This window comes from uncultured Flavobacterium sp. (assembly GCF_963925415.1).
In the GTDB taxonomy this organism is placed as follows: domain Bacteria; phylum Bacteroidota; class Bacteroidia; order Flavobacteriales; family Flavobacteriaceae; genus Flavobacterium.
The window spans coordinates 1-12,425 of sequence record NZ_CAWUTS010000056.1 but is presented as its reverse complement, the minus strand read 5'-3'; the positions used below and the strand labels follow the sequence as shown (position 1 = coordinate 12,425).

Annotated in this window: 10 protein-coding genes and 1 tRNA gene; 8 read left to right on the top strand and 3 right to left on the bottom strand. The window is 31.0% G+C overall.

Annotated elements, in window-relative coordinates; genetic code table 11:
- Positions 1 to 65 precede the first annotated feature (65 nt).
- Positions 66 to 138 (bottom strand) — tRNA-Phe (locus tag AABM47_RS04535).
- Positions 139 to 280: 142 nt separating this feature from the next.
- On the opposite strand from AABM47_RS04535, the gene AABM47_RS04530 reads away from it, so the two are divergent.
- The 7 genes from AABM47_RS04530 to AABM47_RS04500 all read left to right on the top strand — a co-directional run bounded on the left by AABM47_RS04530 (position 281) and on the right by AABM47_RS04500 (position 7,900).
- Positions 281 to 1,009 carry a type III pantothenate kinase gene (locus tag AABM47_RS04530; RefSeq protein WP_338409737.1) on the top strand — a complete coding sequence of 243 codons (729 nt, stop codon included), beginning with the start codon at positions 281 to 283 and terminating at the stop codon, positions 1,007 to 1,009.
- Positions 1,006 to 2,256, top strand: a complete 1,251-nt coding sequence (locus AABM47_RS04525; RefSeq protein WP_338409736.1) for a hypothetical protein — start codon at positions 1,006 to 1,008, stop codon at positions 2,254 to 2,256. The genes AABM47_RS04530 and AABM47_RS04525 overlap by 4 nt, the downstream gene beginning before the upstream one ends.
- Before the next feature lie 16 nt (positions 2,257 to 2,272).
- Positions 2,273 to 3,643 (top strand): hypothetical protein, encoded by a 1,371-nt coding sequence (locus tag AABM47_RS04520; protein WP_338409735.1) that lies wholly within the window; start codon positions 2,273 to 2,275, stop codon positions 3,641 to 3,643.
- A gap of 1 nt (position 3,644) precedes the next feature.
- Positions 3,645 to 4,205: an LPS export ABC transporter periplasmic protein LptC gene (gene lptC / locus AABM47_RS04515; protein ID WP_338409734.1), complete on the top strand. Its 561-nt coding sequence runs from the start codon at positions 3,645 to 3,647 to the stop codon at positions 4,203 to 4,205.
- 46 nt (positions 4,206 to 4,251) lie between these two features.
- Positions 4,252 to 4,428: a hypothetical protein gene (locus AABM47_RS04510; protein ID WP_338409733.1), complete on the top strand. Its 177-nt coding sequence runs from the start codon at positions 4,252 to 4,254 to the stop codon at positions 4,426 to 4,428.
- An 18-nt stretch (positions 4,429 to 4,446) separates the two neighbouring features.
- Entirely contained in the window at positions 4,447 to 5,718 is a 1,272-nt protein-coding gene (locus AABM47_RS04505; protein ID WP_338409732.1) for a hemolysin family protein, read from the top strand.
- Between the two features lie 79 nt (positions 5,719 to 5,797).
- A complete protein-coding gene (locus AABM47_RS04500) occupies positions 5,798 to 7,900 on the top strand; it encodes a peptidylprolyl isomerase (RefSeq protein ID WP_338409731.1) in 2,103 nt (700 codons plus the stop codon).
- A 66-nt stretch (positions 7,901 to 7,966) separates the two neighbouring features.
- On the opposite strand, the gene AABM47_RS04495 is transcribed toward AABM47_RS04500, so the two are convergent.
- Both AABM47_RS04495 and AABM47_RS04490 read right to left on the bottom strand, forming a co-directional pair.
- Positions 7,967 to 8,881 carry a GYDIA family GHMP kinase gene (locus AABM47_RS04495; protein ID WP_338409730.1) on the bottom strand — a complete coding sequence of 305 codons (915 nt, stop codon included), beginning with the start codon at positions 8,879 to 8,881 and terminating at the stop codon, positions 7,967 to 7,969.
- 97 nt (positions 8,882 to 8,978) lie between these two features.
- Positions 8,979 to 10,412 (bottom strand): hydroxymethylglutaryl-CoA reductase, degradative, encoded by a 1,434-nt coding sequence (locus AABM47_RS04490; RefSeq protein ID WP_338409738.1) that lies wholly within the window; start codon positions 10,410 to 10,412, stop codon positions 8,979 to 8,981.
- 321 nt (positions 10,413 to 10,733) lie between these two features.
- On the opposite strand from AABM47_RS04490, the gene AABM47_RS04485 reads away from it, so the two are divergent.
- Positions 10,734 to 11,609: an FISUMP domain-containing protein gene (locus AABM47_RS04485; protein ID WP_338409729.1), complete on the top strand. Its 876-nt coding sequence runs from the start codon at positions 10,734 to 10,736 to the stop codon at positions 11,607 to 11,609.
- The last annotated feature ends 816 nt before the right edge of the window (positions 11,610 to 12,425 follow it).

The window sequence follows — 12,425 nt, the reverse complement described above, 5'->3', positions numbered from 1 at the left end:
GAGCAACTCTAAAAACCAAAAAACCCGTAAGTCATTGTTTATAAATGAGTTACGGGATAATTTTGTGGTACCTCCAGGGATCGAACCAGGGACACATGGATTTTCAGTCCATTGCTCTACCATCTGAGCTAAGGTACCTTTTGCATTATTCACTTTTAAATCTTAAAATAAAGATTACGTTGTGCTTTATTGCGGGTGCAAATATAGAATGATTTTTAATTTATACAAAACAATTATTAAAAAAAATCAATTTGTATATTTGAAGATTCAAATTATTAAAATGATACTAACTATAGATGTTGGAAATACAAACATTAAAGCTGCTGTTTTTGAGCAAGATACCCTAATTTACAAAGAAATATTTTCAACAGACACTTTGTTTATAGGATTAAAAAATATTTTTAAAAAACACCCAAATAGCCTTGAAACTATCGTTTCTAGTGTTGCAAACATACCTGATGAGGTTATTTTGTTGCTAAAAAAGCACTCAAATTTGTTTTATGTGTCGCTAGAAAGTAAATTTCCTTTTAAAAATAACTACGCAACACCAAATACCTTAGGACTGGATCGTAAAGTTTTAGTTTCGGGTGCTGTATTGAGGTATCCCAATCAAAACTGCTTGATTATTGATGCAGGTACATGCATAACGTATGATTTTGTAGATATGCATAAAAATTATTTGGGAGGCGCTATTTCGTCAGGTATTTCAATGAGGTACCAGGCTTTAAATTATTTTACAGCAAATTTACCTAAACTACAAACCGAAGAGCCTAATTCTTTTATTGGAAATTCAACAAATCAATCCATTCATTCAGGCATTGTTAATGGGCTTGTGTATGAAATTGAGGGATTTATTAACGCATATTTAACGCAATATAAATATTTAACAATAATTTTAACAGGTGGGGACACACTTTTTTTGGCTAAAAGATTTAAAAAGCCCATATTTGCAAATTCAAATTTCTTGCTAGAAAGTTTGAATTTATTATACCAATACAATAAAAAATGATAAAGAAATTATTTCTTGCATTAATTCTTATGGCAACTTTTATAGTTTCCGCTCAAGAAGGAACGTCTTCGCCTTATTCTTTTTATGGTTTAGGAGATGTAAAATTTAAAGGAACTCATGACCAAAGATCAATGGGAGGTTTAGGAGTTGCTTATGATTCTATCCATTTAAACTTATTAAACCCAGCTTCGTATTCAAAACTTAGAATTACAAATTTTGTTGTAGGTGGAACTTCTACTTTTAGCAATGTTTCTAATCAAGACAGTAAGGAAAGTGCAAAACGTACATCGTTAGATTATTTAGCCTTGGGTTTTCCAATCGGTAAATTTGGAGTTGCTATTGGACTGATGCCCTATTCTTCGGTAGGATACAATATTCAAAACAGCACTTCTAATGTAGACTTAAGAACCAGTATCTTTAAAGGTCAAGGCGGTGTTAACAGAGTATTTACAGGTTTTGGATTTAATTTATCTGAAACTGTAAGTTTTGGTATGGATTTGCAATATAATTTTGGAAACATAGATACTAAAACTATTGTTTTTATTCCTAATGTTATTTTAGGCTCAAGAGAATTAAACGAATCAAGTATCAATGGGTTTTCATCAAATTTTGGCTTGTTGTATAGTAAAAATTTAAAAAACACCTTAACTTTTTCATCGAGTATAAATTATACACCTGAAGCAAAATTAAATTCAGTCAACACCAGAAACATAGCTACTGTTTCATATACGTTAACAGGGTCAGAAATTATAAATGATAATAATGACATAGACGTTAATGATACAAAACTCGTTATCCCGTCTACTTATAAATTAGGCGCAGGTATTGGCGAATCAAAAAAATGGTTTGTTGGTTTCGAATATGCCTATCAAGAAAACAGCAAACAAGGCAATAGGTTTGATGACATTTCCGGAACAACTTTTGAAAATTCAAATAAATTTGTACTTGGTGGATATTATATACCTAAGTATAATTCGTTTTCAAGCTATTGGAGTAAAGTAGCTTATAGAGCAGGATTTCGTCATGAAAACACAGGTCTTGTGTTAAATTCTGAATCAATTAATGATTTTGGCATAAATTTTGGATTAGGTTTCCCAGTAGCCGGTAAATTATCAAATATAAACATAGGATTTGAATATGGTAAAAAAGGCACCATAAAAAACAATTTGATACAAGAAAATTACTTTAGTTTAAACATCGGTTTATCTCTAAATGATTTATGGTTCGAAAAAAGAAAATATGATTAATACAAATTTTAACAAAATGAAAACAAAATCTACATTATTAGTAATGGTTGCATTAGTTGGTTTTTTTACGAATGCTCAAAATCAAGAAAAATGTTCTGAAGACTTACAATTATTTGCTCAATATTCAAAATCAAAAGAATTTAATGAAGCATACAAATACTTACAACCTTTAAGATCAAACTGCCCAAAAATAAATAAAGCTATTTATTTATATGGCGAATATGTTTTGTTGAATAAGATTGATAACGCAGCAACACCTGAAGAAAAAGTAGCGTTTGTAAATGACTTAAATGTATTATACACAGAACACGATCTTAACTACCCTGACAATAATAAAGGGAATACCTTAAAAAAAGGGATGAATTTATTTGACAACAATGTGGGGTCTAAAGATGAAGTTTATAATTTATTAGACACAGCCTTTAAAACAGATAATGCTAATTTTACTTCAGCAAAAGCATTGTATACTTATTTTGAATTATTTGTAAATCAATATGAAAACGGAACTAAAGGCATCGAATTGCAACAAGTTTTTGATAAATATGATGAAATTACTGAAAAATTAGAATTAGAAGAAAAAGGTCTTTCAGATGACTTAGATATTTTACTGAACAAAATTGAAAATAATGAAGAGCTGTCAGATAAAGAAAATCGCATAAAAGAAAAAAACGAATATAATTTAGAGCAATTCAGCACGGTTAAGGGCAGTATGGATTCAAAAATTGTAATGCTTTCGACTTGTGACAAATTGATTCCGTTTTATCAAAAATCATTTGAAGAAAAGAAAACAGATGTTCTTTGGCTTAAAAGAGCTGCCGAGCGTTTAGAAATAAAAGAATGTGACTCTGACCCATTATTTACAAAAATATCAGAGCAACTGCACCGTTTAAACCCAACAGCTGAATCTGCTTATTTATTAGGAGTAGCTGCTCAAAGAGCAGGAAACACATCAAAAGCATTAGAATACTTTAACCAGTCAGCTGAGTTGTTTACTGACGGTACTAAAAAAGCAAAAGTATATTACAAAATAGCAACTATGTTTGGCAAAAGCAATAAATCTCAAGCACGTAGTTATGCTAAAAAAGCATTGTCTGCTAAGCCTTCTTTTGGTCAATCCTACATGTTGATTGCTCAATTGTATGCAAGCAGTGCTAACGAATGTGGATCATCACCTTTTGATAAAAGAGCCGTTTATTGGTTATGTGCTCAATATGCAAACAAAGCTGCTGCAGTTGACCCAGCATTAAAGGCTACTGCAAACAGACAAGCAGCTTCTTATAATGCAAGTGCGCCATCAAAAACAGATATTTTTAATGAAAATAAAGGAGGACAAAGAGTGTCGTTCAATTGTTGGATTGGAGAATCTATAACGGTACCTTCATTATAAGATGTTTATAAATTTTAAAAATATAATTTCTACCATAGTCACAGTTTTTACTGTGACTATGTTTTTTTCATGTGAAAGCAACTTTAAAGCCATTCAAAAACTCAATCAAAAAACCTTTACACCATCAGGTCAAGCAGACACTATTAATTTGGTTTATACAGATTCAGGAAAAGTAAAAGCCATATTAGTAAGTCCTAAAATGATTGACTATGGTTCTTTAGAAAACCCATATACCGAATTTCCAAAAGGAATTAAACTCACTATTTTTGATGACAAAAACAATAAGAGTTATGTTGATGCAGATTATGCAGTTTCTTATAAAAAAACAAATCTTATTGATTTACAGGGCAATGTAAAAATAACATCTTACGATAATAAAATACTAGAAACCGCTCAATTGTATTACGATCAAAAAAATGAATGGTTTTTTACTGAAAAACATTTTAAATACTATGACGCTCAAGGCGATTTTTTGCAAGGCCCTGGTGTAGATTTCAGCAAAGACTTTAGCATATTTAACATGCAAAAGAGTAATGGAGAAGTAAATAATATAGACGAATAGTAGTATTTTTATTTTTTAAATTATACATTTGAAAAAAAAACACATCATGGAATTTTTAAAATATTTTCATTACGTTTATTTAATATTTGCGGTATATTTTGCATACGATGCTTTTGAACATTTTCAAAACGATCAAAGTGTTTTGATGAGCTTGTTGCTTTCAGGAGCAGCACTATTTATGTTTTTCTTTAGAGGTTATTTTAATGATAAATTCCGAAAATAAGAACTGCAATTAATCCTTATGGAAATTACAATTATAGTTATTTGCTTGCTGCTTTCAGCTTTTTTTTCAGGAATGGAAATTGCCTATTTTTCATCAAATAAGGTTTTTTTGTCTATTGAAAAAAGGCAAAATAATTTTAACTCAAACATTTTAAGCAAACTTACCGAAAAGCCTTCGCAATTTATTACTGCAATGCTTATAGGAAACAACATAGCCTTGGTAATTTATGGTTTTGTTACCGGAAAATTAATTACCACTTGGTTGGAAAGGGTTTCACCCTTTTTTAATGATGAGCTTGTAAGTCTATTTTCTCAAACATTACTTTCTACCTTGTTGATTTTATTTACAGCAGAATTTTTACCAAAAGTTTTTTTTCAAATATATTCAAATAAGTTAATCAAGTTTTTTGCTGTTCCAGCTTATTTTTTTCATCAGCTATTTTATTGGGTTTCAAAATTTATCATTTGGATTTCAGATTTTATTTTAAAAAAATTCTTTAAAACGGAAGGAGATCAAGTGCAAGATTATTTTAGTAAAGTCGAATTAGGAAACTACATCAATGAACAAATGAGCTCTGTATCCGATAATGACGAAATAGACTCTGAAATTCAAATCTTTCAAAACGCTTTAGAATTCTCTGAGCTAAAAGCTCGTGACATTATGACGCCAAGAACAGAAATTGCAGGTGTTGATATTGAAGATAGTATAATCGATTTAAGCGATTTATTTATTAAAACGGGCTATTCAAAAATAATTGTTTATCAAAACTCTGTTGATGATGTATTAGGTTATGTACATTCTTTTGAATTGTTTAAAAAGCCAAAAAACATCAAATCAGTTCTGATGACTATTGAATATGTTCCAGAAACGATATTTATAAAAGATCTTTTGGATATTTTAACCAAAAAAAGAAAAAGCATGGCTGTAATCCTTGATGAATATGGAGGAACTTCAGGTTTAATTACTGTAGAAGACATAATAGAAGAATTGTTTGGCGAAATTGAAGACGAACATGATTTACATGAAGAAACAATTGATGATGAAATAGAAGAAGGTGTATACTTGTTTTCTGCCCGTTTAGACGTTGAATACATCAATCAAAAATACAATTTACAAATTCCAGAAAGTGATTCTTATTCTACTTTAGGTGGTTTTATTGTCGATTATACGAAAGACTTTCCTCAAAATGGAGAAAAAATTAATATTGAAAATTTCGAAATAACGATACATTCTGCTACTAATAAAAAAATAGAATTGGTAAAACTTTCAATTTCTGAAGAAAAAAGATAAAAATAACGCTTAAGTGCTTTTATTATCTCATAGATAATTGTATTTTCGCCCTCAGTAAAAAAATTAAACAAATTATAAAATGGCAATTTTATCAAAAATTAGACAACGTTCATTTTTTCTTATAGTAGTTATCGCATTAGCATTATTCTCTTTTGTGTTAGCAGATTTAATTAAGGGCGGTTCATTTGGAGCTGGCTCAAGATATGCGGGTACTGTTAACGGTGCAAACATAATGGGGCAAGAATTTCAATATAAAGTAGGACAAGCTGAGCAAAGAGGAATGAGCAATGTTCAAGCTTCAAATGGAGTTTGGGATCAAGAAGTTAAAAAAATTATTTTAGGAACAGAATTTGACGAATTAGGGTTGAGCGTTGGTAAAGACCAATTGATTAATTTAATGAAGCAAAACCCAAACCTTGCTTCAAATCCTCAGTTTCAAAATGCAGCAGGCACATTTGATGAAGGTAAGTTTAAAGAGTTTGTAAAAACGATGCTCTCGAGTCAAAATGTTGAACAAAAAAACCAATGGAAAACTTTTGAAGTAGACGTTGAAAATGAATATAAAGAAATTTTGTACTATACCATGATTAAGTCAGGTATGCAATCTACTCAAATAGAAGGTCAAGTGTCTTATGAAGATGAAAATAACAAAGTTGATTTTGATTTTGTAACCGTTGCATACTCTACAGTTAATGATGATGAAGCTAAAATTTCTGATGATGAAATAATGGCATACATGAAAGAAAACAATAAGAAATTTAAATCAGTAAAAATGGCTGATTTAGATTTAGTTTTTATCGAAAATAAACCTTCAAAATCAGATGAAGATGATATGAAATCATCAATCGAGGGCTTATTGAACGGAGGAAAAGTCATATACAACAAAGAAACGGGCTTAAACGAGACCATTGTAAGCTTTAAAAATGCGACAAACACTACTGAATACATAAATACGTATTCAGATATTAAATTTGATTCAACCTTTGTAGCAAAAAAAGATTTGCCATTAGATTACCAAGAGCAATTATTTGCCTTAGCTAATGGAGAAGTTTTTGGACCATATGTTGACAACGGTTATCAAAAATTATCAAAAAAAATAGCCAGTAAATCTGGATCTGCGGTTAAAGCAAGTCATATATTAATTGCTTTTGAAGGAGCTCAAAGTGCAAATCCTTCAATTAAAAGAACAAAAGAGGAAGCAAAACTTAAAGCAAATCAATTACTAGTACAGGCTAAAGCTAATCCATCTATCTTTGGTATTTTAGCATCTGCAAATACTGATGACCCTGGCTCAAAACAAACAGGAGGTGAGTATGATAATATTGTACGTGATCAAATGGTGAAACCGTTTAATGATTTTATCTTTAATAATTCAATAGGTAGTATTGGTGTTGTTGAAACTGATTTTGGTTTTCACGTAATTAAAGTTACAGACAAGTACAACTCAGTTTTATTAGCAACTGTAGCTCAAAAAGTAGAGCCATCTGAAACCACATCTGATCAAAATTACACAAAAGCATCAAAATTTGAAGCTGAAGCAAATTCAAAAGATTTTGCAGAAGTTGCAAAACAAATGGAATTAGAAGTTAAGCCAGTATCTAATATTAAAAACACTGACGAAAACATTTTATCATTTGGATCTCAAAGAGGAATTGTTCTTTGGGCTTTAAGTTCAGATACAAATAAAGGAGATGTAAAACGTTTTGATGTTCCCACAGGTTTTGTTGTTGTACAATTAAAATCATTAAATGACAGTGGATTATCTACTGTTGAAAATGCAAGAGCACAAGTTGAGCCTATTTTAAAAAATAAAAAGAAAGCCCTAATCATTAGAAAGAAAATGACAGGTAAAACTGTTCAAGAGGTTTCTAAAGTTACAAATGCTGCTGTTGTTTCTGCAACTGGGGTAACAATGAAAAGCGCTTTAATGCCAAATATAGGTCCTGAATTTAAAGTTGTTGGAAAAGCATTTGGACAAAAAGCAAGTGAAACATCAGGATTAATAGACGGTACGTATGGTGTTTATATGGTTAAAACGAAAGTTTTTGAAAAGGCAAATACTTTGCCAAATTATACGTCATACATCAACCAATCTAATACACAAGCAAAAAACTCAACGAACTATAAAGTTCTTGAAGCTTTAAAAGCAAAATCTGATATAGAAGATTTAAGAATCAAATAATTTAATTTTTTTCTTATAAAAAAATCCCGAACAATACATTCGGGATTTTTTTTGCAGTTATATTTTCTATAAAACCATGTCTTCATATTTCAATACCGTTTTGTATCCCTTGTTGTTAAAATATAAAACAGGGTTTTCTTGAGATATAGCCATAACAAAATCACCACCCCAAGCACCTAAGCTTTTAATAGACCCTTTAAAATCAGGAAAAATAGATTCTTTTATAGTAAGCTGTTCTAAAACATCGCTAATTATAGCTTCATGCATATCTATAGCATTCATAAATTCATTTATATCATCAGTTTCTGAAATACATGTTGTGATGTCATCAATTCTACTTATAGCCTTGTCTAATGAAACTTGTTTTTTTAAATAATTGTTAATGGCAGATTTGCTGCTTTGTTTTTTATTGAGATAAACAAAGTAAATATGTTTTCTAAAAACGGGATTAAAATCCACGGTTTTGAAACTTGGTTTTTCATTATGTAATTGATAAATAATAGGTGTGTCAGTTTGTGCACAAGCAATGTCGTAACCACTACCTCCAAAACTGTTTTTAAGCAGCTCAAACGCATCAATTTGAAGCCATTGTGCTATGTTGTTTATTAATGTAGAAGAAGTGCCTAAGCCCCAAAGCCTTGGAAATGTTAATTTTGTATGTAGCGTATAACCTTTTGATTTAGAAATAAAATCAGTATTCATTAAATAAGCATGATGTAAAATTTTTACTAAGGTGTTTTTTATTTTGTGTTCATCAAATGAAGTTTTTGCAATAATGTCTTCAAATTTTATTTCATCTTTAAACCAAATACTTCCATCAAAATCATAACTTTTCCAATTGAGAGTGTTTCCAGCAGAAAATGTAACGTCTAAACTTTGTCCAAATTTAGTAGGTACAGCCAATGATTTAGCCCCATTTAAAACCAAATATTCTCCTGTAAAAAGTAATTTTCCGTTGCTGTAAAAGGTTTGTTTATTCATTTAAGCTTATATTTTTCTTGACATTACTTTTGTGCCATCAAGTAGTCTGAACTTTCCTAATTTGCGCATCTACTTAGCATATTTAAAAACAAAACAATTAATTTGTGGTATCGCTATTATTTCTAATGACATCCAAATAATCTACTACTAAACTATGCGATACGGTTGTGTCAACAAAATGGCTCAGTACCTTTTCTTTTTCTTCTTTTGTGGCTTTAAATTGGTTTAAAATGTTGTTGATGTGCATTTTCATATGCCCTTTTTGAATTCCGGTAGTTGTTAACGACCGCAAAGCCGCAAAGTTTTGAGCTAATCCTGCTACTGCCACAATTTGCATTAATTCTTCGGCAGATGGTTTGCCTAGCATTTCTAATGAAAATTTAACCAAAGGATGCAAAGAAGTTAACCCTCCTACAGTTCCAAGCGCCAAAGGTATATCCAGCCAAAATTTAAATATACCATTTTCAATAGACGCATGAGATAAACTTGAATAGCTGCCGTTTCTGCTGGCATAAGCATGTGCTCCCGCCTCAACTGCTCTAAAGTCGTTACCTGTTGCTAATACTACCGCATCAACACCATTCATAATGCCTTTGTTATGCGTTACGGCTCTGTAGGGTTCAATTTCGGCAATTTGTACCGCTTTTAAAAATTTTTCAGCAAATTCTAAAGGGTCTACATTAGTCTCTTCATTTAAATCTTCAACTTTGCAGGCAACTTCGGCCCGTACAACACAATTTGGGACAAAATTACTCAAAATGCACATGATGATCTGAATGTCTTTTTCTTCAGCAGAAAAATCATCACAATCCGCCAATTCGTGTTTTAATGTTTTAGCAAACTGTTCCAAACACGAGTTTATAAAATTGGCGCCCATGCTGTCTTTTGTGTTAAAAGTAGCATGTAATTGGTAATAATGTTCTAATTTATCTGTTTTGTTAATTAATTCAATATCTAAAACGCCACCACCGCGTTTTTCCATGTTTTTTGTTATGTAATTTACATCGCTGTAAAACTGTTCTTTTTTTATACTGAACCATGTGGCTAATTTTTTATGCTCACCCAAGTAGGTAAAATGTACGTGACCTATTTTTTCTGTTCCTAAAACGCTTGCTTTAAATCCACCTCGAGTTAACCAAAACTTCGCCGACTTACTTGCTGCTGCTACTACAGAGCTTTCCTCAATAACCATTGGTATGGTATAGGCTTTTTTGTTGATCACAAAATTAGGGGCAACGCCAAGGGGTAAATAAAAATTAGTTAATGTATTCTCAATAAATTCATCATGTAGTTTTTGTATGGCAGCATCTGTATTCCAATATTGTTTGACCAATTGTTCTGATTCTATTGGATTTGAGAAATAAGTTGTAGTAATCCAATTTATTTTTTCGTTTTTACTAAGTTTAGAAAAACCTGTATTTTGTGGCAACATGTATTTTTTTTGTAAAGATACTAAATTTGTAAATATATGGTTTACTCTCGTTTTTAATTTACCCCAATACTTTAGTAAATTTAGTATCTTTTTTATCATCAAATCATACAAGCTTCGAGATTTTAAAGTTCTTTTTTGATTATATAACAAGGTATAATTTACACATTCATACTAATCAAAAATGTATTTAATATGTAGCATAATTACACATTTATGATATTTATTATACATAAATGTTTTATATAACAATTAATATATATATATTTGAACTTATCAAACAACAAGTAGAAGAAATACTAAATAATAGCCCCAGAAAAAGATATAATTATCTAACACCGAATGAAGTCTTTGTAAACGCAATCAACAATAATGGAATCGTTGTGTTTATGACTTGAAACCACCTAATTAAATTATTGTCTCATGAATAAAATTATTTTAACAGTCATGCTATTAGCATCGACTCATCTGTTTTCTCAAGTGGGTATTGGAACAACAAATCCCGAAGGAGCTTTAGATGTTGTATCTTCAAACAGTGGTGTAATAGTGCCTCGTGTGGCTACTAATGCTGTCATTACAACACCCGTGAATGGGATGATAATTTATGACATCTCAAATACCTGTATTCGTGCATACGAAAACAATGCTTGGTCTAACTGTTTGAGCGGTAAAACAACTACAACAGCAGTATTATCACCAACTGGTAGAATATGGATGGATCGAAACCTAGGGGCTACGCGAGTGGCAACAAGCAGTACAGATTATTTAGCTTATGGAGATTTATACCAATGGGGTAGAAAAGCAGATGGACACCAAATAATAGTTCGTACGGCAGCAACAGAAACAAATGGTTCTGCACCAGCTGCAGGCTCTTCTAGTAGCAGTGCAGGGCCAGTAGTAGCAGGTACTGAAGGTGTAAATTTTATTACCAATTCAGTACAACCTTATGATTGGTTAGCTACTAAAGACAATACACGTTGGCAAACCGTTGCAGATATTAACAACCCATGCCCAACAGGTTATAGAGTACCAACATCAATAGAGTTTAACAACGAGCTTTTGACTTTTACTACTAACAATGCTGCGGGTGCTTTTGCTAGCCCATTAAAATTGCCAGTTGCTGGCAGGCGTAACTTTAGTAACTTCTATGACTCCGTGGGTACCCAGGGCTACTATTGGACAAGTACGACAGGTATTGGTGCTTCCGGACGCACCATGTACTTCAGTAGTACTAGCGCCTCCGTGGGTTCTACTAGCTCTCGTGCACAAGGCTTTAGTATACGTTGCATTAAGGATTGATACGTAGATATATTAGTACACTTTGTACCCTTTAACAGGCTGTCCCCTAGTACAGCCTGTTTTTTTTTTAATTTACCCCAATACTTTAGTAAATTTAGTATCTTTTTTATCGTCAAATCATACAAGCTTCGAGATTTTAAAGTTCTTTTTTGATTACATAACAAGGTATGATTTACACATTCATGCTAGTCAAAAATGTATTTAATATATAACACAATTATATAATTATGTTATATATTATACATAAATGTTTTATATAACAATTAATTTATATATATTTGTACTCATTTAACTATAGCATCTTTCTTTATCGCTTTGTTAAACGGTATGTAAATATGTGTTATAAAAAAAAGAAGTTGTTTCTATAAAATTGTAATAGATGCCTTTTTAAAGTTTTTTAATTATTAATACGAATTGATTAATTCTGTTTACAAGTTATAATCTTTTAATACTATAACTTGATTGTTCAATAAGTAATTAATAATAATAATTTTTCCTTTTTAAGGAATATGACTTTATCAGGTAAAAAATGCAGTTATAATTAAAGCTTTTACTTGTGTTAATTCACAGTTTTTTTTCTGTATAATATTTGGGAGTACTTTATGTAACTTTTTTAAAAGTCGTGTTTTTTATATTAATAATTAAATTATTGTCTCATGAATAAAATTATTTTAACAGTCATGTTATTAGCATCGACTCATTTGTTTTCTCAAGTGGGTATTGGAACAACAAATCCCGAAGGAGCTTTAGATGTTGTATCTTCAAACAGTGGTGTAATAGTGCCTCGTGTGGCAAATGTAGCTGCAGTAGCAGTAC

Bases quoted from the DNA above. Each gene is read 5' to 3' on its own strand.
- AABM47_RS04530 (WP_338409737.1), top strand. From the start codon at position 281: ATGATACTAACTATAGATGTTGGAAATACAAACATTAAAGCTGCTGTT.
- AABM47_RS04525 (WP_338409736.1), top strand. From the start codon at position 1,006: ATGATAAAGAAATTATTTCTTGCATTAATTCTTATGGCAACTTTTATA.
- AABM47_RS04520 (WP_338409735.1), top strand. From the start codon at position 2,273: ATGAAAACAAAATCTACATTATTAGTAATGGTTGCATTAGTTGGTTTT.
- lptC (WP_338409734.1), top strand. From the start codon at position 3,645: ATGTTTATAAATTTTAAAAATATAATTTCTACCATAGTCACAGTTTTT.
- AABM47_RS04510 (WP_338409733.1), top strand. From the start codon at position 4,252: ATGGAATTTTTAAAATATTTTCATTACGTTTATTTAATATTTGCGGTA.
- AABM47_RS04505 (WP_338409732.1), top strand. From the start codon at position 4,447: ATGGAAATTACAATTATAGTTATTTGCTTGCTGCTTTCAGCTTTTTTT.
- AABM47_RS04500 (WP_338409731.1), top strand. From the start codon at position 5,798: ATGGCAATTTTATCAAAAATTAGACAACGTTCATTTTTTCTTATAGTA.
- AABM47_RS04495 (WP_338409730.1), bottom strand. From the start codon at position 8,881: ATGAATAAACAAACCTTTTACAGCAACGGAAAATTACTTTTTACAGGA.
- AABM47_RS04490 (WP_338409738.1), bottom strand. From the start codon at position 10,412: ATGATAAAAAAGATACTAAATTTACTAAAGTATTGGGGTAAATTAAAA.
- AABM47_RS04485 (WP_338409729.1), top strand. From the start codon at position 10,734: ATGAATAAAATTATTTTAACAGTCATGCTATTAGCATCGACTCATCTG.